The organism is Oryzihumus sp. JJN4-3R (genome assembly GCF_057747915.1).
The window spans coordinates 692,631-717,133 of record NZ_CM173229.1 but is presented as its reverse complement, the minus strand read 5'-3'; the positions used below and the strand labels follow the sequence as shown (position 1 = coordinate 717,133).

Genomic DNA, 24,503 nt, shown 5'->3' with positions numbered 1-24,503 from the left:
CCTAGCTGCCGCCGAACGGGTGCGCCCCCCGCGGCGAGGCGTCCCGCAGCGTCATCGCGGCGCCGATCAGCGCCAGGTGCGAGAACGCCTGCGGGAAGTTGCCGACCATGCGCTCGCGGACGGGGTCGTACTCCTCCGAGAGCAGCCCGAGGTCGTTGGTGAGCCCCACGAGGCGGCCCATGAACCGGTCGGCCTCCTCGTGCCGGCCGGCGAGGGCGTAGGCGGACACCAGCCAGAACGAGCAGGCGAGGAAGGGGTGCTCGTCCCCGGTCAGGCCGTCCACCCCGCTCTGGGTGCGGTAGCGCAGCACCAGACCGCCGTGCAGGAGGTCCTCCTCGACGGCCCGGATCGTGCCGAGGACCCGCGGGTCGTCCCCGGGCAGGAAGCCCACCGCCGGGATGAGCAGCAGCGAGGCGTCGACCTCGCGGGTGTCGTAGTGCTGCACGAACGTGCCCCGCTCGGCGTCGAAGCCCTGCTCCAGCACCTCCCGGTGCACCTCGTCCCGGATCGCGCGCCAGCGGTCCACCGGGCCGGGCAGGCCGTGCCGCTCGACGGCGGCCACGGCGGCGTCGAACGCCGCCCACACCATTACCCGCGAGTGGGTGAAGTGCCGCTGCGGTCCGCGGATCTCCCACAGCCCGTTGTCCGGCTCGTCCCAGTGCTCGGCCAGCTCCTCGACCAGCGCCAGCTGCAGCGCCCACGAGTCCTCGGTCTCCTTCAGCCCCATCCGGCGGGCCTGCTCCAGCGCCGCCATGACCTCGCCGAGCACGTCGGTCTGCCGCTGCTCCACGGCCCCGTTGCCGACCCGCACCGGCCGGGACCCGGCGTAGCCGGGCAGGTGGTCCAGCTCCCGCTCGGGCAGCTCGCGGCCGCCGTCCACGGCATACATGATCTGCATGTCGGCGGGGTCGCCCGCGATGGCGCGCAGCAGCCAGCTGCGCCACAGGACGGTCTCCTCCAGGTAGCCCGACCCGAGCAGCGCCTGCAGCGTCAGGGACGCGTCGCGCAGCCAGCAGAAGCGGTAGTCCCAGTTGCGGTGGCCGCCGAAGTCCTCGGGCAGGGAGGTCGTGGGCGCGGCGACGATGCCGCCGGTGCCGGCGTGGGTGAGCAGGCGCAGCACGAGCAGGGAGCGCACCACCGCCTCCCGCCACGGCCCGGTGTGGTCGCAGTGCCCCGCCCAGTGCTCCGAGCGCGCCAGCGTCTCGGCGATCCGCTCGTCGACGTCCAGCGGCTCGGGCACGGGGTGGTGGGACTTGAACCACGTCGTGGAGAAGGTGAGCTCCTCGCCGGCGGTCACCTCGAACTCGTCGACGTGGTGGCCGTCCTCGGGCTGGGGCAGCCGGTCCCCGCGCAGGACGAGCATGTCGGGTCCGGCGATCGCCGAGATCCACTCGTGGCCGTGGTCGTCCTTGTGACGGGTCACCCAGGGCCGGACCTTGCCGTAGGAGAAGCGCACCACCCACTCGTGCCGCAGCCGCACCGTGCCGGAGACGCCCTCCACGCGGCGCACGATGTCGGCCCGGCCGTCCCCGAGCGGCATCACATCGGTGACCTTCACGACACCGGTGTCGGTCTCGTGGGTGGTCTCCAGGACGAAGCTGGACCCCAGGTAGCGCCGCGTGGTGCGCGCCGGCCCGACCGTGCCCAGCAGCCAGCGGCCGTGCTCGGGGGTGCCGAGCAGCGCCGCGAAGCAGGCGGGGGAGTCGAAGCGCGGCAGGCACAGCCAGTCCACGGAGCCGTCGCGCCCCACGAGCGCTGCGGTGCCGGTGTCGCCGAGCAGGGCATAGTCCTCGATCGGGAGTGCCATGCCGGGACTGTATGCCGTGCCGCTGGGTCGCGGCCCGGCGCGCCGCCGGCGGCGGGCCGTCGGGTGTGGCGCCGCCCTTCCGGCGGGGTGCCGGGCCGCCGCGTGGGCGTCCGTGACGGGGTCCCGGGCGGGCGCGTCGTCGCTGGTGGCGGGGCGCCGGGAGGGCGCGAGGGTGGGTCTGTCGGTCGGGGCACCTAGCATGGCGGACGTGCCCGAAGTGACCACTCGCCATACCCATGACCGCCTCGTCGTGCGCGGTGCGCGCGAGCACAACCTCAAGGACGTCTCGATCGACCTGCCGCGCGACAGCCTGGTGGTCTTCACCGGCCTGTCCGGGTCCGGCAAGTCCTCGCTGGCCTTCGACACGATCTTCGCGGAGGGGCAGCGGCGCTACGTCGAGTCCCTGTCGGCCTATGCCCGGCAGTTCCTCGGGCAGATGGACAAGCCCGACGTCGACTTCATCGAGGGCCTGAGCCCGGCGGTCTCGATCGACCAGAAGTCGACCAACCGCAACCCCCGCTCCACTGTGGGCACGATCACCGAGGTCTACGACTACCTGCGCCTGCTCTTCGCGCGCGCCGGCCGCCCGCACTGCCCGGTGTGCGGCGAGCCGGTGACCCGCCAGACCCCGCAGCAGATCGTCGACCGGCTGCTCGAGCTGCCCGAGCGCACCCGCTTCCAGGTGCTCGCGCCGGTCGTCCAGGCCCGCAAGGGCGAGTTCGTCGACCTGTTCGCCGAGCTCCAGACCAAGGGCTTCTCCCGGGCGCGCGTCGACGGCGAGGTCATCACCCTGACCGAGCCGCCCAAGCTGGAGAAGCAGAAGAAGCACACCATCGAGGTGGTCATCGACCGGCTCGTCGCCAAGGGTGACGACTCCGGCGCCAAGCGGCGGCTGACCGACTCGGTCGAGACGGCGCTGTCGCTGACCGGGGGCGTGCTCATCGTCGACTTCGTCGACCTCGACGCCAAGGACCCCGAGCGGGAGCGCCGCTTCTCCGAGAAGATGGCCTGCCCCAACAACCACCCGCTGGCCATCGACGAGGTCGAGCCGCGCTCGTTCTCGTTCAACAGCCCCTTCGGCGCCTGCCCCAAGTGCACCGGCCTGGGCACCGAGCTGGAGGTCGACCCCGAGCTGCTCGTCCCCGACGAGGACCTGTCCATCCGCGAGGGCGCGATCGCCCCGTGGGCGCAGGGGTCCGGCTCGGCCGACTACTTCCTGCGGGTCATCGACGCGCTCGCCGACGACCTGAAGTTCAGCCTCGACAAGCCGTGGCACTCCCTGCCGGAGCGGGCCCGTGAGGCCCTGCTGCACGGGCAGGACTACAAGGTCCACGTCAAGTACCGCAACCGTTACGGGCGCGACCGCTCCTATACGACCGGCTTCGAGGGCGTCGTGCCGTTCGTCAAGCGCCGGCACGCCGAGACCGACTCCGACTGGAGCCGGGAGCGCTACGAGGGCTACATGCGCGAGGTGCCGTGCCCCGAGTGCAAGGGCGCCCGCCTCAAGCCCGAGTCGCTCGCCGTGCTCATCGGCGGCCGCAGCATCAGCGACGTCTGCGCGCTGGCCATCGCCGAGTGCGCCACGTTCCTCCAGGACGTCGAGTTCACCGCGCGCGAGCGGCAGATCGCCGAGCGGGTGATCAAGGAGATCGAGGCCCGGCTGGGCTTCCTGCTCGACGTCGGGCTGGACTACCTCTCCCTCGACCGGCCGGCCGGCACGCTCTCCGGTGGCGAGGCCCAGCGCATCCGGCTCGCCACGCAGATCGGCTCCGGCCTCGTCGGCGTCCTCTACGTCCTCGACGAGCCCTCGATCGGCCTGCACCAGCGCGACAACCACCGCCTGATCGAGACGCTGACCCGGCTGCGCGACCTGGGCAACACCCTCATCGTCGTCGAGCACGACGAGGACACCATCGCGACTGCAGACTGGGTCGTCGACATCGGCCCGGGCGCCGGCGAGCACGGCGGCCAGGTGGTGCACTCCGGCACCGTGGCCGACCTGCTGACCCACCCCGACTCCATCACCGGGGAGTACCTCTCCGGCCGCCGCGAGATCCCCACGCCCGAGCTGCGCCGCCCGCAGGAGAAGGGCCGCCAGGTCACCGTGGTCGGGGCGCGGGAGCACAACCTCGACGGGGTCGACGTCAGCTTCCCGCTCGGCAACCTCGTCGCCGTCACGGGCGTGTCCGGCTCGGGCAAGTCCACGCTGGTCAACGACATCCTCTACAACGTCCTGGCCAACAAGCTCAACGGCGCGCGCCACGTGCCGGGCCGGCACAAGACGGTCAAGGGCCTGGAGCACCTCGACAAGGTCGTCCACGTCGACCAGAGCCCCATCGGGCGCACGCCGCGGTCCAACCCGGCCACCTACACCGGTGTCTTCGACAACATGCGCAAGCTGTTCGCCGAGACCACGGAGGCCAAGATCCGCGGCTACATGCCGGGCCGGTTCTCGTTCAACGTCAAGGGCGGCCGCTGCGACGCGTGCTCCGGCGACGGCACGATCAAGATCGAGATGAACTTCCTGCCCGACGTCTACGTGCCGTGCGAGGTCTGCCACGGCGCGCGCTACAACCGCGAGACGCTCGAGGTCCACTTCAAGGGCAAGACGATCGCCGACGTCCTCGACATGCCGATCGAGGAGGCCGCGGAGTTCTTCGCCGCGGTGCCGGCCATTGCGCGCCACCTGACGACCCTCGTCGACGTGGGCCTGGGCTACGTGCGGCTCGGCCAGCCCGCACCGACCCTCTCCGGCGGCGAGGCCCAGCGGGTCAAGCTCGCCTCCGAGCTGCAGAAGCGCTCCACCGGACGCACCATCTACGTCCTCGACGAGCCGACGACCGGCCTGCACTTCGAGGACATCCGCAAGCTGCTCGGGGTGCTCCAGGGTCTGGTCGACAAGGGCAACACCGTGATCGTCATCGAGCACAACCTCGACGTGATCAAGAACGCCGACTGGATCGTCGACATGGGCCCCGAGGGTGGCTCCGGCGGTGGCCGGGTCATCGCCGAGGGCACCCCCGAGAAGGTCGCCGAGGTGGAGGGCAGCCACACCGGCCGGTTCCTCGCGCCGGTGCTGGCCCGCAGCGCGCGCAGCCCGCAGCGGGCGACCGGCTCGGCCGTCACGAAGGGCAAGGCGCCCAAGACGGTGGCCGCCGCCGCGACGTCCAGCCGGGCGACCACCACGTCGGCGGCCAAGCCGGCCCGCAAGACGGCCGCGAAGAAGACCACGGCGACGACGACGTCGACGGCCGCGAAGAAGGCCGCCGCCACGAAGGCGAGCACCCGCAAGAAGGCCTGACAACGCGCTCGGGCCCGGGCACCACGTGTGCCCGGGCCCTGCGCTCGCTGCGACCCGGCGCCCGGGGACAGGGCGCCCGGGACGAGCTGCCCCGTCACGGCCGGCTGCGTCGCGTCAGGACCGGGACCGCGTCAGGACCGGTACCGCGTCAGGGCCGGGACTGCGTCAGGACTCGGGGTGCCGGCGCCGCTCGCGCGGTGGCGGCGAGATCACCTGGCGCACGAGCGCGAACGCCTCGGCCGGGACGTCGATCCCGGGGGCGCGCTTGCGCAGCTCCCACTCGGCCAGGTCGACCAGGCGCACCGCCGACTCGGGCAGGTCCAGCGACAGGGCGTCGTCGAGCTCGGCCCCGAGCAGCGGGTGCACGCGCTCGAACCTGCGGGTCGGCTCCAGGGAGTCCAGCAGCCCGGCGTTCGCACTGACCACGTGGCGGTTGAGCAGCACGAGCAGGTGGCGCACCGCGTTGCTCTGCACCAGAGACCGGCCGCTCAGCTTCTCGCCGCGGCGCCACCGGCCGACGCCGACGAGGACGTTGGTGAGGAACTGCCCGATGAGGTACTCGTCGGTCTCGGCCTCCTTGTCCACGATCGCGCTGGTGGCGGCCGCCACCACCGCGAGGCGCTCGGCGACGTCCGCGCGGTCGAGCAGCACGCGATACCGGTTAACCCGGGCGAGCGCGAGCTCGTCCGGCTCGAACACGGCCAGCTCGAGCAGGTGGCCGCTGTCGTAGAGCACCTTCAGGCCGTGGGCGGTCTCGCGGAAGGTGAACGAGATCCGGTCCGGGTCGGGCAGCCAGGACAGGTCCGCGCGCAGCGCCTCGGCGGCGCCGAGCCGGGTGACGACGAAGAAGTCGTGGTCGCTGTGCCGGTCCGGCGCGTAGTCCCGCAGCGCCATCGAGCCGAGCGCCACCAGGCCCAGGACCTCGGGCCGGCCCCCGAGCGACTCCGTGAGGGAGTCGGTGAACCCCTGGTACTCCGCGAGCTCCATGGGGACACTCTCCCCGATGCGGGCCCGTTGGCACAGGTCTTCCGCCGGGAAATCGCCGCGGCGGAGGTGAACCACAGTCGTCGCGTCTACGTTGTCCCCGACAGCGCCGGTGTCCCGCCGGCCCCACCCCGGGAGGCTGCAGTGACCGAGCTCGACCGCGAGACCCCCGTCGAGGCCTGCGAGAGCTGCCTCGACCGCCGGACCGTGCTGCGCGGGGCGGGGGTGGTCGGCGCGGGCATCGTGGGTGTCGGGGCCCTGGCCGCCTGTGGCGGTGGCGGCCAGAGCGCCTCGGACGCCGTCGGGTCGGCCACCGACGCCGCCAAGGGCGCCATCAAGGCGGCGCAGATCCCGGTCGGCGGGGGCAAGGTCTTCCCCGACGCCAAGGTGGTCGTCACCCAGCCGAAGGCGGGGGACTTCAAGGCGTTCACCGCGGTGTGCACCCACGCGGGCTGCATCGTCGCCGACGTCTCCGGCGGCACGATCAACTGCGGCTGCCACGGCAGCCAGTACGACATCGCCACCGGCGCGGTGAAGCGCGGCCCGGCCCCGGCCCCGCTGGCGGCCAAGAGCGTCAAGGTCGGCTCCGACGGGATCACCGTCACCTGAGGGAGCGTCACACGAGGGAGCGCCACCCGAGGGAGCGTCACCTGAGAGCGAGGTCACGTGAGAGGGGCGCCACCCGAGACGGGCGCGGGGACGGTCGGACCGGCCTCATAAGGTGGAGCCGTGGCTGACCCGTCGACCTACCGCCCCAGGCCGGGGGAGATCCCGGTCGACCCGGGCGTCTACCGCTTCCGCGACAAGGACGGCCGCGTCATCTACGTGGGCAAGGCCAAGTCGCTGCGCTCGCGGCTGTCCTCCTACTTCCAGGACATCGCGGCGCTGCACCCGCGCACGCGCAGCATGGTCACCACCGGCGCCAGCGTCGAGTGGACGGTCGTCAGCACCGAGGTCGAGGCGCTGCAGCTGGAGTACTCCTGGATCAAGGAGTTCGACCCGCGCTTCAACGTCAAGTACCGCGACGACAAGTCCTACCCCTACCTCGCGGTGACGATGGGCGAGGAGTTCCCGCGGGCCCAGGTGCTGCGCGGCGCCAAGCGCAAGGGCACCCGCTACTTCGGCCCCTACGCCCACGCCTGGGCGATCCGCGAGACGCTCGACCTGCTGCTGCGCGTCTTCCCGATGCGCACCTGCAGCGGCGGGGTGTTCAAGCGCGCCGGGCAGGTCGGCCGGCCGTGCCTGCTGGGCTACATCGACAAGTGCTCGGCGCCGTGCGTCGGCCGGGTGGACGCCGACGAGCACCGCGCCATCGCCGAGGACTTCTGCGACTTCATGGCCGGCAACACGACCAAGTTCGTCAAGCGCCTCGAGAAGCGGATGAAGGACGCCGCCGCCGAGATGGACTACGAGCAGGCGGCGCGGCTGCGGGACGACATCGGGGCCCTGCAGCGCGCCCTGGAGAAGTCCGCCGTGGTGCTCGGCGACGCCACCGACGCCGACGTCTTCGCCCTCGCCGACGACGAGCTCGAGGCCGCCGTGCAGGTCTTCCACGTCCGCGGCGGCCGCGTGCGCGGCCAGCGCGGCTGGGTGGTCGAGAAGGACGACGAGGACGTGCCCGGGATCGTCGAGCACCTCCTCCAGCAGGTGTATGGCGGGGAGTCGCCGGAGGGGGTCCCGCGCGAGGTCCTCGTCCCCGTCCTGCCGGAGGACCCCACCCACCTGTCGGAGTGGCTGTCCGGCCTGCGCGGCGCGCAGGTCGACCTGCGGGTGCCGCAGCGGGGCGACAAGCGCTCGCTCATGGACACGGTGCGGCGCAACGCCGAGCAGTCCCTGGCCCGGCACAAGGTCGCCCGGGCCGGCGACCTGACGGCGCGCAGCCTGGCCCTCGAGGAGCTCCAGCAGACCCTGGAGCTGCCTGACGCGCCGCTGCGCATCGAGTGCTTCGACGTCAGCCACATCCAGGGCACCCAGGTGGTGGCCTCGATGGTGGTCTTCGAGGACGGCCTGCCGCGCAAGTCGGAGTACCGCCGGTTCATCGTCCGCGGCGTCGCCGAGCCGGGTGCCGAGGACGGTGAGGTCCGCGTCGACGACACCGCGGCGATGCGCGAGGTGCTCGGGCGCCGCTTCCGGCGCTACGTCGACGACCGGTCCGAGGCCAGCGACATCGAGGTGGACGACTCCTTCGACCACGCGGCCGGTGACGACGAGACCGCGGACGGCAGCGGGCGAAGCGGCGGCGAAACCGTTGGCGCGGACGGGGTTCACGGCAATGGCGGCGTGCCGAGCCGGATCGACCCCGACACGGGTCGCCCGAAGCGGTTCGCCTACCCGCCCAACCTCGTCGTGGTCGACGGTGGCCTGCCGCAGGTCAACGCCGCCCAGGCGGTGCTCGACGAGCTCGGCATCGACGACGTCGCGCTCGTCGGCCTGGCGAAGCGGCTGGAGGAGGTGTGGGTGCCGGGGCAGGACTTCCCGGTCATCCTGCCCCGCACCAGCGAGGGGCTCTACCTGCTGCAGCGGCTGCGCGACGAGGCGCACCGGTTCGCGATCACCTTCCACCGCCAGCGCCGGTCCAAGGCGATGACGGCCAGCGTGCTCGACGACATCGCCGGGCTCGGCGCCACGCGGCGCAAGGCGCTGCTGAAGCACTTCGGCTCCGTCAAGCGGGTGCGGGCCGCCTCCGAGGAGGAGATTCGGGAGGTCCCCGGCATCGGACCGGCACTTGCTGCAACGATTCATGCGACGTTGGCTGCCGAGGGGCAGGGCGCCACGCCGGCGGTCAACGTCACGACGGGCGAAGTACTCGACTGACATGCAAAGGGGAGCATCGGTGAGTGACACAGGCGGCACCAGGAGCGCACCGACCGACGTGGTGGTGCTGACCGGGATGAGCGGTGCCGGTCGCTCGACCGCGGCCAACGTCCTGGAGGACCTCGGCTGGTACGTCGTCGACAACCTGCCGCCGCAGATGATCCTGCCGATGGCCGAGCTGGCCGAGCACTCCCGCGGTGGCGTGTCCCAGCTCGCCGTCGTCGTCGACGTGCGCAGCCGCACCTTCTTCACCGCCCTGCGCGAGGCCCTGCAGACGCTGCGCCAGCGGGGGTGGAAGCCCAACGTCGTGTTCGTCGACGCCACCGACGAGGCCCTGGTGCGCCGGTTCGAGAGCGTCCGCCGCCCGCACCCGTTGCAGGGCCACGGCCGGCTGCTCGACGGCATCACCCGCGAGCGGACGCTGCTGGGCGACCTGCGTTCCGAGGCCGACATCCTCATCGACACCTCGGGCCTGAACGTCCACCAGCTCTCCGCCAAGGTCTCGCAGGTGTTCGCCACCGAGGGCGGGCCGCGGCTGCGCCTGGCGGTGATGTCCTTCGGCTTCAAGTACGGCATCCCGCTCGACGCCGACCTCGTCTTCGACATGCGCTTCCTGCCCAACCCGTTCTGGGTGCCCGAGCTGCGCTCGCAGACCGGCAAGGACGCCCCGGTGGCGGACTACGTCATGAACCAGCCCGGGGCGAAGGAGTTCGTCGACCGCGTCGTCGACCTCATGCAGCCCGTCGTCGGCGGCTACCTGCGTGAGGGTCGCCGCTACGTCACCCTCGCGGTGGGCTGCACCGGCGGCAAGCACCGATCGGTTGCCGTGGCCGAGGCGCTGGCCGACCGCCTGTCCTCCGACGAGGTGGCCACGATCCTGGTCCACCGGGACCTGGGTCGCGAGTGAGCGGCCCGTCCGTCGTCGCGCTCGGCGGAGGGCACGGCCTGGCCGCCTCCCTGGCGGCCCTGCGCCACGTCACCGACCACATCACTGCGATCGTCACGGTCGCCGACGACGGCGGCTCCAGCGGCCGGCTGAGGCGCGAGTTCGACGTCCTGCCACCGGGCGACCTGCGCATGGCGCTGTCCGCGCTGACCGAGGACACCGAGTGGGGCCACCTGTGGCGTGACGTGCTGCAGCACCGCTTCCACGGCGACGGCGAGCTCGGCGGCCACGCCCTGGGCAACCTGCTCATCGTCTCCCTGTGGGAGCAGCTCGGTGACACCGTCGCCGGGCTCGACATGGTCGGCCGGCTGCTCAACGCGCGGGGCCGGGTGCTGCCGATGGCCGCCGTGCCGCTGACCATCCGCGCCGACGTCCTGGGGGAGGACCCCCGACGCCCGCTGGAGGTCACGCAGGTCTGCGGCCAGGTCGAGGTGGCGACCACCCGCGGCCGGGTGCTCGGCATCGGCCTGGACCCCGAGGAGCCGCCGGCCTGTGCCGAGGCGGTGACCGCGGTCGAGGACGCCGACTGGGTCGTGCTCGGCCCGGGCTCGTGGTTCACCTCGGTGATGCCGCACCTGCTGGTGCCCGGCCTGCGCGACGCCCTGCTGGGCACGTCCGCCCGCCGGGCGCTGACCCTCAACCTGCAGATGCACACCGGCGAGACCGAGGGGTTCTCGGCCGAGAACCACCTCGAGGTCCTCGCCGCGCATGCGCCCGACCTGCACCTCGACGTGGTGCTGGCCGACCCGCGGGTGGTCGTCGACGAGGTGGTGCTGCGGCAGGTGACCGAGGGGATGGGGGCCGAGCTCGTCGTCATGCCGGTGGCGGCGACCGACCACCCTGGCCAGCATGACGAGCTGCGTCTCGCCGCGGCATACCGGGACGTCCTGGGCTGAACCCGTTGCGGTTGTTGGGCCCTTCCGCCACGAGGGGTCGGTTGCGGATGGCAGGATGACCCCCATGGCGATGACGGCGAAGGTGAAGGACGAGCTCAGCCGTCTTCAGGTGACCAAGCCCTGCTGCCGCAAGGCGGAGGTGTCGGCGATGCTCCGCTTCGCCGGGGGACTGCACATCGTCGGCGGCCGCATCGTCGTCGAGGCCGAGCTCGACACGGCGCAGGCGGCCCGCCGCCTGCGCAAGGACGTCAGCGAGGTCTACGGCCACACCAGCGACGTCCTCGTCATGGCCGCCGGCGGCCTGCGCAAGACCAGCCGCTACGTCGTGCGGGTCGTCCAGGACGGCGAGTCCCTGGCCCGTCAGACGGGCCTCATCGACACCCGCGGGCGACCGGTGCGGGGCCTGCCGCCCCGTGTCGTCAGCGGGGCCGTCTGCGACGCCGAGGCGGCGTGGCGCGGTGCCTTCCTGGCCCACGGCTCCCTGACCGAGCCGGGCCGCTCCTCGGCCCTCGAGGTCACCTGCCCCGGGCCGGAGGCGGCGCTCGCCCTCGTCGGTGCCGCCCGTCGCCTGGGCATCCAGAGCAAGGCCCGCGAGGTCCGTGGCGTCGACCGCGTCGTGATCCGTGACGGCGACGCGATCGGCGCGATGCTGACCCGGATGGGCGCCCACGACGCGGTGCTCGCCTGGGAGGAGCGTCGGATGCGTCGCGAGGTGCGTGCCACGGCCAACCGTCTGGCCAACTTCGACGACGCCAACCTGCGCCGCTCGGCGCGCGCGGCCGTCGCCGCCGGGGCCCGGGTCGAGCGCGCGCTGGAGATCCTTGGCGCCGACGTCCCCGACCACCTGCTCGATGCCGGCCGGCTGCGTCTGGAGCACAAGCAGGCCAGCCTCGAGGAGCTGGGCCAGCTGGCCCAGCCGCCGATGACCAAGGACGCCGTGGCGGGCCGGATCCGCCGCCTGCTGGCCATGGCCGACAAGCGCGCGTCCGACCTCGGCGTCCCCGGCACCGACGCCAACCTCACCGCCGACATGCTCGACGCCTGAGACGGGGCAGACCTCCGTACTGCCTACCCATGGGTATCCCCTAGGGTCGTACTGACGTTCAACGGCAGGCTCTCGTCGTGGTGGCGAGGGCCCGTGCACCATGTGATCGAGGAGAGGCTGGATCCCCAGTGACTGTTCGCGTTGGTATCAATGGCTTTGGCCGCATCGGCCGTAACTTCTTCCGCGCCGTCGAGGCGTCCGGCGCCGACATCGAGGTGGTCGCCGCCAACGACCTCGGCGACCTCAAGACCATGGCGCACCTGCTGAAGTACGACTCGATCCTGGGTCGCTTCCCCGACGAGGTCTCGGTCGAGGGCGACGGGATCAAGGTCGGCGACAAGACCATCAAGATCCTGGCCGAGCGCGACCCGGGCGCCCTGCCCTGGAAGGACCTCGGCGTCGACGTCGTCATCGAGTCCACCGGCTTCTTCACCGACGCGACCAAGGCGCGCGCCCACGTCGATGCGGGCGGGGCCAAGAAGGTCATCATCTCGGCGCCGGCCTCCAACGAGGACTTCACCGTCGTCATGGGCGTCAACCACGCCGACTACGACCCCGAGGCGCACACGGTCATCTCCAACGCCTCCTGCACCACCAACTGCCTGGCGCCGATGGCCAAGGCCATCCACGACGAGTTCGGCATCGTCAAGGGCCTGATGACGACGATCCACGCCTACACCCAGGACCAGAACCTCCAGGACGCCCCGCACAAGGACCTGCGTCGCGCCCGCGCCGCCGCCCTCAACATGGTGCCGACCTCCACCGGTGCCGCGAAGGCCATCGGCCTGGTGCTGCCCGAGCTCAAGGGCAAGCTCGACGGCTACGCCATGCGCGTGCCGCTGCCCACCGGCTCCGCGACCGACCTCACCGTCGAGGTCTCCCGCGAGACGACGGTCGAGGAGGTCAACGCCGCGGTCAAGGCCGCTGCCGAGGGCGCGCTCAAGGGCTTCCTCACCTACAACGAGGACCCGATCGTCTCCACCGACATCGTCACCGACCCGGCGTCGTGCATCTTCGACGCGCCGCTGACCAAGGTCATCGGCAACCAGGTCAAGGTCGTCGGCTGGTACGACAACGAGTGGGGCTACTCCAACCGCCTCGTCGACCTCGTCACCTACGTCGGCAAGCGCCTCTGACCCGGATGCGGACCCTCGACGACCTGCTGGCGGAGGGCGTGCGCGGCAAGCGCGTCCTCGTCCGCAGCGACCTCAACGTCCCGCTCGACGCCGACGGCGCGATCACCGACGACGGTCGCGTGCGCGCCTCGGTGCCGACCATCCAGGCCCTCGCCGGGGCGGGTGCGCGCGTCGTCGTGTGCGCCCACCTCGGCCGGCCCAAGGGAACCCCGGAGGCGAAGTACTCCCTGGCGCCGGCGGCCGCCCGGCTCGGTGAGCTGCTCGGCTCCGACGCCCCGCTGGCGGAGGACACCGTCGGCGAGTCGGCCCGCGCGCTGGTCGACGGCCTCGCCGACGGCCAGGTCGCCATGCTGGAGAACCTGCGCTTCAACGCGGGGGAGACCAGCAAGGACGAGGCCGAGCGTGGCGCGTTCGCCGACCAGCTCGCCTCCCTCGCCGACGTGTTCGTCAGCGACGGCTTCGGCGTCGTGCACCGCAAGCAGGCCAGCGTCTACGACGTGGCGCAGCGGCTGCCGCACTTCGCCGGTGGCCTCGTGCGGGCCGAGGTCGAGGTGCTCCAGCGCCTCACCCAGGACCCGCAGCGGCCGTATGCCGTGGTGCTCGGCGGTGCGAAGGTCAGCGACAAGCTCGGCGTCATCGCCAACCTGCTGCAGACGGCCGACCGCCTGCTCATCGGCGGCGGCATGGTCTTCACCTTCCTCAAGGCCCAGGGCCACGAGGTCGGCAAGAGCCTGCTCGAGGCCGACCAGGTCGAGAGGGTCAAGGGCTACCTCCAGCAGGCGCAGGAGCGGGGTGTCGAGATCGTGCTGCCGACCGACATCGTCGCGGCCGACGCCTTCTCGGCCGACGCCGCGCACGACGTGGTCGCCGCCGACGCGATCCCGGCCGACCGGATGGGCCTGGACATCGGCCCGGAGTCGGCCAAGGCCTTCGCCGCCAAGCTCGCCGACGCCCGCACGGTCTTCTGGAACGGCCCCATGGGGGCGTTCGAGATGGCCCCCTACGCCGCCGGCACGCAGGCCGTCGCCGAGGCGCTCGTCGAGTCCACGCGCCAGGGTGCGCTCACCGTCGTCGGCGGTGGCGACTCCGCAGCCGCGGTGCGCCAGCTCGGCTTCGAGGACGCGCAGTTCGGCCACATCTCCACCGGTGGCGGCGCCAGCCTGGAGTACCTCGAGGGCAAGGCGCTGCCGGGCCTGACCGTGCTCGACGAGAGCTGACACCCGCGACACCTGTTCCACCTGGTGGGCCGGGCGGGGGCACCCGACCCGGCCCACCGGCATACGCACCCTAGGAGCCCCATGGCAGCCAAGCCGGCCGGTCGCACGCCCCTGATGGCGGGCAACTGGAAGATGAACCTCGACCACCTGCAGGCCACGCACCTGGTCCAGAAGCTCGACTGGACCCTGCGCGACGCCAAGCACGACTACGAGGCGGTGGAGGTGGCGGTGCTGCCGCCGTTCACCGACCTGCGCAGCGTGCAGACCCTCATCGAGGGGGACCGGCTGCGCCTCGTGCACGGCGCGCAGGACCTGTCGGTGCACGAGTCCGGCGCCTACACCGGTGAGGTCTCCGGGGCGTTCCTGGCCAAGCTCGGCTGCCGCTACGTGGTCGTCGGGCACAGCGAGCGCCGGGAGTACCACGGCGAGGACGACGCCGTCGTGAACGCCAAGCTCAAGGCCGCCTACCGGCACGAGATCACCCCGATCTTCTGCGTCGGTGAGGGCCTGGAGGTGCGCAAGGCCGGCGGCCACGTCGCGCACGTCCTGGCCCAGGTCGAGGCCGGCCTGGCCGGCATCACCGCCGAGCAGGTGCGCTCGATCGTCGTGGCCTACGAGCCGGTCTGGGCGATCGGCACCGGCGAGGTCGCCACCCCGGCCGACGCGCAGGAGGTGTGCGCGGCGATCCGCACGAAGCTGGCCGAGCTGTACTCCGGCGACACCGCGGACGGCATCCGGATCCTCTACGGCGGCTCGGTCAAGGCCAACAACGTCGCGGCGATCATGGCCGAGGCCGACGTCGACGGCGCACTCGTGGGCGGGGCCTCGATCGTGGTGGAGGAGTTCGCCTCGATCTGCCGCTACCGCGAGCACGTCACCGCCGGCTGACCCGCGCGGCGGGTCGGTTGGTGGCCTCCGGGCCAGCAGGTAGGCTGAGCCCTTGGCACGCGCGAGAGGCGTGTGCCCGATGGTGAACTCGATGAGATAGGTGTGACCGTGACTGCGGTGAAGATCGGGCTGCAGGTCCTGCTCGTCCTGACGGGCCTGTTCCTGACCCTGCTGATCCTGATGCACAAGGGCAAGGGCGGTGGCCTCTCCGACATGTTCGGCGGCGGCATGTCCAGCGCCATGGGTGGGTCCTCGGTGGCCGAGCGCAACCTCGACCGCTTCACCGTCGCGGTGGGCCTCGTCTGGTTCACCTGCGTGGTCGGCCTCGGCCTGATCGAGCGCTTCGCGCCGGCGAGCTGACCCCGCACCCCGTCGGCGCCGACCGCGCCGCGGGCCGCACAAGAACGACACACGTCGAGGAGCACAACAGTGGCAGGTGGCAACGCGATTCGGGGGAGCCGGGTCGGAGCCGGACCCATGGGAGAGGCCGAGCGGGGTGACGCCGCACCGCGCGTCTTCATCTCCTACTGGTGCTCCAACGGTCACGAGACCCGCCCCAGCTTCGCCGAGGAGCCCGGCCTGAGCGTCCCGGAGACCTGGGACTGCCCGCGCTGCGGGTTCCCGGCCGGCCAGGACAAGGACAACCCGCCGGCCCCGCCGCGGGTCGAGCCCTACAAGACGCACCTGGCCTACGTGAAGGAGCGTCGCAGCGACGCCGACGGCAAGGCGATCCTCGACGAGGCGCTGCAGACCCTGCGTGACCGCGGCCTGATCCAGTAGCCGCCCCAGGACCGACGACGACGCCCCCGGACCGCGCGGTCCGGGGGCGTCGTCGTGGTCGTGCCAGGTCGCGCCGGGCCTCAGGGGCTGGCCGGGCGGATCAGCTGCTTGGGCACGTGCGTGGCCGCCTCGCGGTCGAGCAGCCACGTCGTCGACCGCGTGCCGCGTACCCCGGCGGCCGGTGCCTGCATCTCGCCGGCGCCGGACAGGGCCAGGCCGACGGCGCCGGCCTTGTCGGCCCCGGAGACCAGGAACCACACGTCGCGGGCCGCGCACAACGCCGGGAAGGTCAGCGAGATGCGCGTCGGCGGCGGCTTGGGCGCCCCCCGCACCCCGATGACCGAGCGGTCCCGCTCGTGCAGCGCGGCGTGCTCGGGGAAGAGCGACGCCACGTGGGCGTCGGGGCCCACGCCCAGCATCACCACGTCGAAGGCGGGCACGTCGCGGCCGGAGGCGGCGACGGCAGCCAGCTGCGCGGCATACCGGGAGGCGGCCTGGTCGACGTCCGCGCCCTCCGGGCCGTCCGGGCCGGGCATGGCGTGCACCCGGGCCGGGTCCAGCGGCACCGCGTCGAGCAGCGCCTCCCTGGCCTGGGTCTCGTTGCGGTCGGGGTCCCCCGTGGGCAGGAACCGCTCGTCGCCCCACCAGAGGTTCAGGCGGCGCCAGTCGACGGCGTCGCGGGCCGCTGAGGCCCCGAGGGAGGCCAGGATGGCCGAGCCCATGGAGCCGCCGGTCAGGACGATGTCGGCCTCACCGCGCGAGGCCTGGGCGTCGACGATGGCCGTGACGAGACGGGCGGCCGCAGCGTCGGCGAGCACCTGCTTGTCGCGGTGGACGACGACGCTGGGGCCGCGGCTCACGAGGCGTCCCCGGTCTTGTCGGCCAGCTTCTTCGCCGCCGCCTCCTTGACCGCGGTCGTGGAGCCGGTCTCCGGCACCTCGGCCTCGACCATGGCCGCGCTGGCGTGCTTGCGCGCCTCCCGGGCCAGTCGCCGGGACTCCCGCTCGGCCTCGGCCACCGACGGCGCCTCGCCGTCCGCGACCGCCTCGCTGGCGGTCTTGGAGCGCTTCGCCCCGACCTTGGCCAGGCCCTTGGTCAGGGACTGGGCGTAGATCTCGTCGGGGTCGAGGCGGCGCAGCTCGTCGGCGAGGCACTCGGCCAGCCCGCGCCGGGCCAGGCCGATCCGGCGCACCGGCTGGCCGACCTGGGCGAGGGTCGCGACGTTGCCGTCGGGACGGACCAGGTCGACGTCGCCGCTCTTGCGCTCCAGCCGGACGCTGATCATGCCCGAGCCGGCCCGCGTGCGCGCCCGGGTGACCGGGCACTTGAGCTGCTGGGCCAGCCAGCCGGCCAGCAGGTCGGTCGAGGGGGAGTCCGTGCCCCCGGTGACCGTGGCGGCGACCACCGGCTCGTAGGGCGGCTGGTCCAGCGCCGCGGCGAGCAGGCCACGCCACAGGGTGACCCGCGTCCACGCCAGGTCGGTGTCACCGGGCTTGTAGGTCTGCGCCCGGTAGTCCATCTCCTTGTGCGGGTTCTTCGCCTCGGCCGCGTCGGTGATCCGCCGCTGGGCCATCCGGCCGATCGGGTCGGTGGACACCGGGTGCGGGGCGGCCTTGGGCCACCACGCGACGACGGGGGAGTCCGGCAGCAGCAGCGGCGTCACCACGCTGTCGCCGTGGTCCACCAGCGGGCCGAACAGGCGCAGCACGACGACCTCGGAGGCGCCGGCGTCACCGCCGACACGGATCTGGGCGTCGAGCCGGCTGGAGCCGCGCTTGTTGCCGCTGACCAGGGCGATGATCCGGCAGGGGTGCTGGCGCGAGGCGTCGTTGGCTGCCTCGATGGCCTCGTCGGCGTCGGTCTCGTCCACCACGATGATGAGCGTCAGCACGCGGCCCAGGGCCATCGCACCGACGTCGTTGCGCAGCCGGACGAGCTTCTTGCTGACGGCCTGCGTGGTGGTGCTGGGCAGGTCGACGATCACCGGGGCCCCCGTTCAGTATCGGAGCGAGGCACGAGCGGAGAACTGAGCGGGGTGGTCAAGGCATCCTCCAGTGACGTCCGTCGCGGTGCATCATCTCGTCCGCGCTGCTGGGTCCCCAGCCGCCGGAGGAGTAGGCCTCCGGGCGGCCGAGCCTGGCCCAGAACTCCTCCACCGGGTCGAGGATGTTCCAGGACAGCTCGACCTCCTCGTGGCGGGGGAACAGCGGCGGGTCGCCGAGCAGCACGTCGAGGATGAGCCGCTCGTAGGCCTCGGGGCTGGACTCGGTGAAGGCGTTGCCGTAGCCGAAGTCCATCGTCACGTCGCGCACCTCCATCGCGGTGCCGGGCACCTTGGAGCCGAAGCGCATCGTGACGCCCTCGTCGGGCTGCACGCGGATGACGATGGCGTTCTGGCCGAGCTCCTCGGTCGCCGTGTCGTTGAACGGCAGGTGCGGGGCCCGCTTGAACACCACGGCGATCTCGGTGACCCGCTTGCCGAGGCGCTTGCCGGTGCGCAGGTAGAACGGCACGCCCGCCCAGCGGCGAGTGTCGATCTCGAGCTTGACCGCGGCATACGTCTCGGTGGTGGAGGCCTTGTTGATGCCCTCCTCCTCGAGGTAGCCGAGGACCTGCTCGCCGCCCTGCCAGCCAGCGGCGTACTGGCCGCGGGCCGTGGAGGTGGCGAGGTCCTTGGGCAGGCGCACCGCCGAGAGGACCTTCTCCTTCTCGGAGCGCAGGTCGCTGGCGGAGAAGGAGACCGGCTCCTCCATCGCGGTCAGCGCCAGCAGCTGCAGCAGGTGGTTCTGGATGACGTCGCGGGCGGCGCCGATGCCGTCGTAGTAGCCCGCGCGACCGGCGATGCCGATGTCCTCGGCCATCGTGATCTGCACGTGGTCGACGTAGTTGGCGTTCCAGATCGGCTCGAACATCTGGTTGGCGAAGCGCAGCGCCAGCAGGTTCTGCACCGTCTCCTTGCCCAGGTAGTGGTCGATGCGGAACACCGAGTCGGCCGGGAAGACGCGCTCGACGATGTCGTTGAGCTCGCGCGCGCTCTTCAGGTCGTGGCCGAACGGCTTCTCGATGACCACGCGCCGCCAGGTGCCCGCGTCGGGCTTGGACAGGCCGCTGCGGTCGAGCTGCTCGCACACGGTCGAGAACGCGCCGGGCGGGATCGACAGGTAGAAGGCGTGGTTGCCACCGGTGCCGCGCTCGGCGTCGAGCTCCTTGACCGTCGTGGCCAGCAGGTCGAAGGCGTTGGGGTCGTCGAACGTGCCGGGCACGAACCGGAAGCCCTCGGCCAGGTTGCGCCAGACCTCCTCGCGGAACGGGGTCCGGGCGTGCTGGCGCACGGCGTCGTAGACGATCTTGCCGAAGTCCTGGTCGGCCCAGTCGCGCCGGGCGAAACCGACGAGGCTGAAGCCCGGCGGCAGCAGGCCGCGGTTGGACAGGTCGTAGATGGCCGGCAGGAGCTTCTTGCGGGCCAGGTCGCCGGTGACACCGAACAGGACCATGCCGCAGGGGCCGGCGATCCGGGGCAGGCGCTTGTCACGGGGGTCGCGCAGCGGGTTCTGCCCCTGCGCGACGCGAGCTGGGCTCATCCTTGGCCTTCCGGGGAGGAGGACGGTATGCCGAGTGCCTGGGTCAGCTGGGCCAGGCCGGCGTCGTGGTCGGTCAGGTGGAGGCGCAGGACCGGGCGGCCGTGGTCGGCCAGGACCTGCGCATCGCCGCCCGCCTGGGCGGCGATGAGGGTGCCGAAGGTGAAGTCGCGCCCCGGGACCGGCAGGTCCTCGTGGGGGGCGGAGGTCACCTGCAGGTAGACACCGGTGGCCGGGCCGCCCTTGTGGTACTGCCCGGTGGAGTGCAGGAAGCGCGGGCCCCACCCGAAGGTCGTCGGTCGCTTCGTGCGCCCGGCGATCGCGCGGCGCGCCCCGGCCAGCGGGGCGTCGGCGAGCCGGTCGAGGTAGGCCATGACGGCGACGTAGCCGTGCTGCGGGTCGAGCTGGTCGAACAGCGCGTCCAGAGCGGTGCCGAGCGTGCCGGCCGAGCCGAGCCAGTCGCCGCCCAGGGTGCGCACCTCGATGGCACCGTCGGTGAACGCCGGCTCGTCGGCGGCCTTGTCGCCGCCCTCGAGCAGGCCGCGGGCGGCCTTCTTGGCGCTCTCGACGTCGGGCTGGTCGAACGGGTTGATCCCCAGCAGCACCCCGGCAGCCGCGGTGGCGACCTCCCACAGGAGCAGCTGCGCGCCGAGCGAGCCGCTGACGCGGACCTCGGAGCGGGCGGCGCCGGTGGCGTCGTCCTCGGCGGGGGTGTCCAGGTCGGCCACGTCGGCGACGAGGCGGGCCACCGTGACGTCGGCGGCCGGCCAGGCGACCTCCGGGTCGGTCTCGTCGGTGACGACGACCGGAAGCAGGCCGGTGCCGTCCTTGCCCGTGCTCTCGGCGATCAGCTGCTCGGCCCAGTCGGCGAACCCGGTGATGCCGGAGCCGTCGTCGACGAGGACCAGCTTGTCGCGCAGCGGGTCGGTGCCGGCGATCGCGGCGCCGAGGACCAGGCCCGGGTTGGCGGCCTCGTCGTCGGCGAGCAGGTCGGCGACGGACTCGGCGTCGTCGAGCAGCTCCTCGATGTCGACGCCGGCCAGGCCGCTGGGCACCAGCCCGAAGGCGGTCAGGGCCGAGTAGCGGCCGCCGACGTGCGGGTCGGCGTTGATGACGCGGTAGCCCCGCTCGCGGGCGTCCTTGTCCAGCGGGCTGCCCGGGTCGGTGACGATGACGATGCGCCCGGCCGGGTCGATGCCGGCGGCCTCGAAGGCGCCCTCGTAGGCGCGGCGCTGGGAGTCGGTCTCGACCGTGGAGCCGGACTTGCTCGACACCACCACGACGGTGCGCTCGAGCTTGTCGGCCAGCGCCGCGCGGACGTAGTCGGGGTCGGAGGAGTCCAGGACCGTCAGCGGGACGCCGGCGGTGGCGCAGATGACCTCCGGGGCCAGCGAGGAGCCGCCCATGCCGCACAGCACGACGTGGTCGACGCCCTGCTCGCGCAGGTGCTCGCGCAGGGCCGAGACCTCGCCGACGAGCGGGCGCGACGTGCGGCCCAGGCCGGTCCACGACAGCCGGATCGCGGACTCGGCCTCCGCCCCAGGACCCCAGAGCGTGGGGTCCTGGGCGAAGAGCTTGCTCGCGAACTGGAAGCCGACCAGCCGCGGCACGTGGCGCGATACCGCCTCGCCTGCCGGCCCGGAGGCCAGCACCCCCAGGGCGGAGGAGGTCACTTGGCGGCCCCGGCGGTGGAGGCGGCGGCCTTGGTGAGCTCCTGCTCGACGTCGGTGAGCAGCTCGTCCCACGACTTCTCGAACTTCTCGACGCCCTCGCGCTCGAGGACGGCGACCACGTCGGCGTAGGAGATGCCGAGGCGCTCGAGCGCGTCGAGGACGGCCTTGGCGTTCTCGAAGTTGCCGGTGACCTGGTCGCCGGTGATCTCGCCGTGGTCGGCGACGGCCTCGAGGGTCTTGCCGGGCATGGTGTTGACCGTGTTGGCCGCGACGAGCTCGGTGACGTACATCGTGTCGGGGTAGGCCGGGTCCTTGACGCCGGTGGAGGCCCACAGCGGGCGCTGCTTGTGCGCGCCCTCGGCCTCGAGCACGTGCCAGCGCGGGGTCGAGAAGACCTCGTCGTAGGCGTGGTAGGCCAGGCGCGCGTTGGCGATGCCGGCCTTGCCCTTGAGGGCCTGCGCGTCGGCGCTGCCGTCGAGCGCGTCGAGGCGCTTGTCGATCTCGGTGTCCACGCGGGAGACGAAGAACGAAGCGACCGAGTGGATCGTCGACAGGTCCTTGCCGGCCTCGCGGGCCTGCTCCAGTCCGGTGAGGAAGGCGTTCATCACGCCGCGGTAGCGGTCGAGGGAGAAGATCAGGGTCACGTTGACGCTGATGCCCTCGGCGATCACCTGGGAGATCGCGGGCAGGCCCTCGACCGTCGCCGGGATCTTGATGAGCAGGTTGGGGCGGTCGACCGCGGCCCAGAGGGCCTTGGCCTGCTCCACCGTCGGTGCCGTCTCGTGCGCCAGGCGCGGGTCGACCTCGATGGAGACCCGCCCGTCCTGGCCGCCGGTGGCGTCGTAGACCGGGCGCATGATGTCGCAGGCCCGGCGGACGTCCTCGGTGGTGAGGGCGAAGACGGCCTCGTCGACGTTCTTGCCGTCCTCGGCCAGGGTCTTGACCTGGTCGTTGTAGGCGTCGCCCTGGGACAGTGCGGCGGCGAAGATCGTCGGGTTGGTCGTGACGCCGACGACGTGCTTGGTGTCGATGAGGTCCTGCAGGCCACCGCTGGTGATCAGCGGTCGGTTGAGGTCGTCGAGCCAGATCGAGACACCCTGTGCGGACAGGGCCTTGAGTGCGTCAGTCATCAGTTGCCTCCTGCGGCCTGGATGGAGTCGCGAGCGGCGGCGACGACGGCCTCGGCCGTGATGCCGAACTCGCGGTAGAGCGTCTGGTAGTCAGCCGACGCACCGAAGTGGTCGAGGCTGATGATGCGTCCGGCGTCACCGACGTAGTCGCGCCAGCCGAGGGCGACCCCGGCCTCGACGCTGACCCGGGCCCGCACCGACGGGGGAAGCACCTCGTCGCGGTAGGCCTGGTCCTGCTCCTCGAACCACTCGCGGGAGGGCATCGACACCACGCGGGTCGAGATGCCCTCGGACTCGAGGGTCTCGCGCGCCTGGACGGCGAGCTGGACCTCGGAGCCCGTGGCGATGAGGATCACCCCCGGGGAGTCCTTGGAGCCGTCGGCGAGCACGTACGCACCCTTGGCAACACCGTCGGCCGAGGCGAATGTTCCCCGGTCGAGGACCGGCAGCGCCTGACGGGTCAGGGCCAGGCCGGCGGGCCGGTCGGTGTTGCGCAGGATGGTGCGCCACGCGACCGCGGTCTCGTTGGCGTCGGCCGGGCGCACGACGTCCAGGCCCGGGATGGCACGCAGCGCGGCCAGGTGCTCCACCGGCTGGTGGGTGGGGCCGTCCTCGCCGAGGCCGATCGAGTCGTGGGTCCATACGAACGTCACGGGCAGCTGCTGGATGGCGGCCAGGCGGACCGCCGGGCGCATGTAGTCGGAGAACACGAGGAAGGTGCCGCCGTAGGGGCGGGTCAGGCCCTCCAGGGCGATGCCGTTGAGGATCGCGCCCATGCCGAACTCGCGGATGCCGAAGTGCAGGGTGCGCCCGTAGGGGCCGCCGCTCCACTCGTGCGTCTGCTTGCCGGCGGGGATGAAGCTCTCGGCGCCGGCCATCGTCGTGTTGTTGGACTCGGCCAGGTCGGCCGAGCCGCCCCACAGCTCGGGCATGACGTCGGCCAGCGCGCCCAGCACCTTGCCGGACGCGGCGCGTGTGGCGACGCCCTTGGCGTCGGCCTCGAAGACGGGCAGCGCCTCGTCCAGGCCCTCGGGCAGCTCGCGCTCGACCAGGCGGTCGAGCAGGGCGGCGCGCTCGGGCTGCGCAGCCCGCCACGCGGCATACTGCTCGTCCCACTCGGCGTGCGCCTGCTTGCCGCGCTCCTGCACCTCGCGGGCGCGCGCCAGGACGTCCTCGTCGACCGCGAAGGTGGCCTCCGGGTCGAAGCCGAGCAGCGTCTTGGTGGCCTTGATCTCCTCGTCGCCGAGGGCCGAGCCGTGGCTCTTGCCGGTGTTCTGCTTCGTCGGGGCCGGCCAGGCGATGATCGTCTTGAGGACGACGATGGTCGGCTTGTCGGCGATGGCCTTGCCGCGCTCGATCGCGGCCAGCAGCGCGTCGACGTCCTCGACGTAGGTCGCGCCGTCACCGCCCTTGCGCCAGTCCACCTGCTCGACGTGCCAGCCGTAGGCCGCGTAGCGCGCCGCGACGTCCTCGGAGAACGAGATGTTGGTGTCGTCCTCGATGGAGATGTGGTTCTGGTCGTAGATCAGGGTGAGGTTGCCCAGCTCCTGGTGACCGGCGAGGGCGCTGGCCTCGTGGGAGACACCCTCCATGATGTCGCCGTCGGAGGCCATCACGAAGACGTGGTGGTCGAACGGGCTCTCGCCGGGCGCGGCGTCGGGGTCGAGCAGGCCGCGCTGGCGGCGCTGGGCGATGGCCATGCCCACGGCGGAGGCCAGGCCGGACCCGAGCGGGCCGGTGGTGATCTCGACGCCGTCGGTGTGGTGCACCTCGGGGTGTCCCGGGGTCAGCGAGCCCCAGGTGCGCAGCGACTTCAGGTCGTCCAGGCCCAGCCCGTAGCCGGACAGGTACAGCTGGATGTACTGCGTCAGGCTGGAGTGCCCGCAGGAGAGGACGAAGCGGTCGCGTCCGAGCCACTTCGGGTCGGTCGGGTCGTGCCGCATGACGTTCTGGTAGAGCAGGTAGGCCGCCGGCGCCAGACTCATGGCGGTGCCGGGGTGGCCGTTGCCGACCTTCTGGACGGCGTCGGCGGCGAGCAGCCGGACGGTGTCCACGGCGCGCACGTCGAGGTCGGTCCACCCGGTCTGCGTCACGACCGGCGCGGGCAGCGAGGTGTCACGCGTGCGGGGTGCGGCGGTGGTCGCAGGGCTGTGGTCGGTCACGGATTTCACGACTCCTTTACACGGCGCCGGGAGCAGGACCTACAGGTGGCCGGTCGGGCCACCGCCCCGGCAACGGCGCCATCTTGGGCACGACGGTGCCGAGCCTATCCCCGCTGGTGACGGGCGTCGCAGCCAGTCCGCCGTCC

Annotated in this window: 19 protein-coding genes; 11 read left to right on the top strand and 8 right to left on the bottom strand. The window is 72.3% G+C overall.

Annotation, left to right across the window (positions count from 1 at the left end):
- Position 1: 1 nt before the first annotated feature.
- Entirely contained in the window at positions 2 to 1,807 is a 1,806-nt protein-coding gene (locus tag AC3ANM_RS03225) for a glycoside hydrolase family 15 protein (RefSeq protein ID WP_488286701.1), read from the bottom strand.
- 208 nt (positions 1,808 to 2,015) lie between these two features.
- Here AC3ANM_RS03225 and uvrA point away from each other — a divergent pair, with 208 nt between their 5' ends.
- Positions 2,016 to 5,108 carry an excinuclease ABC subunit UvrA gene (uvrA, locus tag AC3ANM_RS03220; protein WP_488286700.1) on the top strand — a complete coding sequence of 1,031 codons (3,093 nt, stop codon included), beginning with the start codon at positions 2,016 to 2,018 and terminating at the stop codon, positions 5,106 to 5,108.
- A 165-nt stretch (positions 5,109 to 5,273) separates the two neighbouring features.
- Here uvrA and AC3ANM_RS03215 read toward each other — a convergent pair whose 3' ends face one another.
- On the bottom strand, positions 5,274 to 6,095 hold the full coding sequence (locus tag AC3ANM_RS03215; RefSeq protein WP_488286699.1) for a hypothetical protein: 822 nt from the start codon (positions 6,093 to 6,095) through the stop codon (positions 5,274 to 5,276).
- A 141-nt stretch (positions 6,096 to 6,236) separates the two neighbouring features.
- Here AC3ANM_RS03215 and AC3ANM_RS03210 point away from each other — a divergent pair, with 141 nt between their 5' ends.
- The 10 genes from AC3ANM_RS03210 to AC3ANM_RS03165 all read left to right on the top strand — a co-directional run bounded on the left by AC3ANM_RS03210 (position 6,237) and on the right by AC3ANM_RS03165 (position 15,814).
- The gene (locus AC3ANM_RS03210; RefSeq protein ID WP_488286698.1) at positions 6,237 to 6,701 is read left to right on the top strand and encodes a Rieske (2Fe-2S) protein; all 465 of its coding nucleotides are present in this window, start codon (positions 6,237 to 6,239) and stop codon (positions 6,699 to 6,701) included.
- Positions 6,702 to 6,821: 120 nt separating this feature from the next.
- Positions 6,822 to 8,906 (top strand): excinuclease ABC subunit UvrC, encoded by a 2,085-nt coding sequence (uvrC, locus tag AC3ANM_RS03205; protein ID WP_488286697.1) that lies wholly within the window; start codon positions 6,822 to 6,824, stop codon positions 8,904 to 8,906.
- Position 8,907: 1 nt separating this feature from the next.
- Positions 8,908 to 9,813 carry an RNase adapter RapZ gene (rapZ, locus tag AC3ANM_RS03200; RefSeq protein WP_488286696.1) on the top strand — a complete coding sequence of 302 codons (906 nt, stop codon included), beginning with the start codon at positions 8,908 to 8,910 and terminating at the stop codon, positions 9,811 to 9,813.
- Positions 9,810 to 10,748: a gluconeogenesis factor YvcK family protein gene (locus tag AC3ANM_RS03195; protein ID WP_488286695.1), complete on the top strand. Its 939-nt coding sequence runs from the start codon at positions 9,810 to 9,812 to the stop codon at positions 10,746 to 10,748. The genes rapZ and AC3ANM_RS03195 overlap by 4 nt, the downstream gene beginning before the upstream one ends.
- Before the next feature lie 64 nt (positions 10,749 to 10,812).
- Positions 10,813 to 11,793 carry a DNA-binding protein WhiA gene (gene whiA / locus AC3ANM_RS03190; RefSeq protein ID WP_488286694.1) on the top strand — a complete coding sequence of 327 codons (981 nt, stop codon included), beginning with the start codon at positions 10,813 to 10,815 and terminating at the stop codon, positions 11,791 to 11,793.
- Positions 11,794 to 11,921: 128 nt separating this feature from the next.
- Positions 11,922 to 12,929, top strand: a complete 1,008-nt coding sequence (gene gap, locus AC3ANM_RS03185) for a type I glyceraldehyde-3-phosphate dehydrogenase (protein ID WP_488286693.1) — start codon at positions 11,922 to 11,924, stop codon at positions 12,927 to 12,929.
- Positions 12,930 to 12,934: 5 nt separating this feature from the next.
- Complete coding sequence (locus AC3ANM_RS03180; RefSeq protein WP_488286692.1) at positions 12,935 to 14,146, top strand: phosphoglycerate kinase; 1,212 nt, start codon at positions 12,935 to 12,937, stop codon at positions 14,144 to 14,146.
- A gap of 81 nt (positions 14,147 to 14,227) precedes the next feature.
- Entirely contained in the window at positions 14,228 to 15,034 is an 807-nt protein-coding gene (gene tpiA / locus AC3ANM_RS03175; protein ID WP_488286691.1) for a triose-phosphate isomerase, read from the top strand.
- A 108-nt stretch (positions 15,035 to 15,142) separates the two neighbouring features.
- Positions 15,143 to 15,394, top strand: coding sequence for a preprotein translocase subunit SecG (gene secG, locus AC3ANM_RS03170; RefSeq protein ID WP_488286690.1), 252 nt, complete (start codon positions 15,143 to 15,145; stop codon positions 15,392 to 15,394).
- Between the two features lie 69 nt (positions 15,395 to 15,463).
- A complete protein-coding gene (locus AC3ANM_RS03165; RefSeq protein WP_488286689.1) occupies positions 15,464 to 15,814 on the top strand; it encodes an RNA polymerase-binding protein RbpA in 351 nt (116 codons plus the stop codon).
- A gap of 80 nt (positions 15,815 to 15,894) precedes the next feature.
- On the opposite strand, the gene pgl is transcribed toward AC3ANM_RS03165, so the two are convergent.
- Genes pgl through tkt form a run of 6 tightly spaced genes read right to left on the bottom strand, consistent with a single transcriptional unit; the run spans position 15,895 to position 24,357 of the window.
- Positions 15,895 to 16,674: a 6-phosphogluconolactonase gene (gene pgl / locus AC3ANM_RS03160; protein WP_488286688.1), complete on the bottom strand. Its 780-nt coding sequence runs from the start codon at positions 16,672 to 16,674 to the stop codon at positions 15,895 to 15,897.
- Complete coding sequence (locus tag AC3ANM_RS03155; RefSeq protein WP_488286687.1) at positions 16,671 to 17,798, bottom strand: glucose-6-phosphate dehydrogenase assembly protein OpcA; 1,128 nt, start codon at positions 17,796 to 17,798, stop codon at positions 16,671 to 16,673. Before AC3ANM_RS03155 ends, pgl begins: the two co-directional genes overlap by 4 nt.
- A 55-nt stretch (positions 17,799 to 17,853) precedes the next feature.
- Positions 17,854 to 19,395: a glucose-6-phosphate dehydrogenase gene (gene zwf, locus AC3ANM_RS03150; protein ID WP_488286686.1), complete on the bottom strand. Its 1,542-nt coding sequence runs from the start codon at positions 19,393 to 19,395 to the stop codon at positions 17,854 to 17,856.
- Entirely contained in the window at positions 19,392 to 21,065 is a 1,674-nt protein-coding gene (locus AC3ANM_RS03145; protein ID WP_488286685.1) for a glucose-6-phosphate isomerase, read from the bottom strand. The genes zwf and AC3ANM_RS03145 overlap by 4 nt, the downstream gene beginning before the upstream one ends.
- Positions 21,062 to 22,195: a transaldolase gene (tal, locus tag AC3ANM_RS03140; RefSeq protein WP_488286684.1), complete on the bottom strand. Its 1,134-nt coding sequence runs from the start codon at positions 22,193 to 22,195 to the stop codon at positions 21,062 to 21,064. Before tal ends, AC3ANM_RS03145 begins: the two co-directional genes overlap by 4 nt.
- Entirely contained in the window at positions 22,195 to 24,357 is a 2,163-nt protein-coding gene (tkt, locus tag AC3ANM_RS03135) for a transketolase (RefSeq protein ID WP_488286683.1), read from the bottom strand. Before tkt ends, tal begins: the two co-directional genes overlap by 1 nt.
- Between the last annotated feature and the right edge of the window lie 146 nt (positions 24,358 to 24,503).

Excerpts from the sequence above, each read along its gene's own strand:
- AC3ANM_RS03225 (WP_488286701.1), bottom strand. The coding sequence starts at position 1,807 with ATGGCACTCCCGATCGAGGACTATGCCCTGCTCGGCGACACCGGCACC.
- AC3ANM_RS03215 (WP_488286699.1), bottom strand. The coding sequence starts at position 6,095 with ATGGAGCTCGCGGAGTACCAGGGGTTCACCGACTCCCTCACGGAGTCG.
- rapZ (WP_488286696.1), top strand. The coding sequence starts at position 8,908 with ATGCAAAGGGGAGCATCGGTGAGTGACACAGGCGGCACCAGGAGCGCA.
- whiA (WP_488286694.1), top strand. The coding sequence starts at position 10,813 with ATGGCGATGACGGCGAAGGTGAAGGACGAGCTCAGCCGTCTTCAGGTG.
- AC3ANM_RS03180 (WP_488286692.1), top strand. The coding sequence starts at position 12,935 with ATGCGGACCCTCGACGACCTGCTGGCGGAGGGCGTGCGCGGCAAGCGC.
- tpiA (WP_488286691.1), top strand. The coding sequence starts at position 14,228 with ATGGCAGCCAAGCCGGCCGGTCGCACGCCCCTGATGGCGGGCAACTGG.
- zwf (WP_488286686.1), bottom strand. The coding sequence starts at position 19,395 with ATGAGCCCAGCTCGCGTCGCGCAGGGGCAGAACCCGCTGCGCGACCCC.
- tal (WP_488286684.1), bottom strand. The coding sequence starts at position 22,195 with ATGACTGACGCACTCAAGGCCCTGTCCGCACAGGGTGTCTCGATCTGG.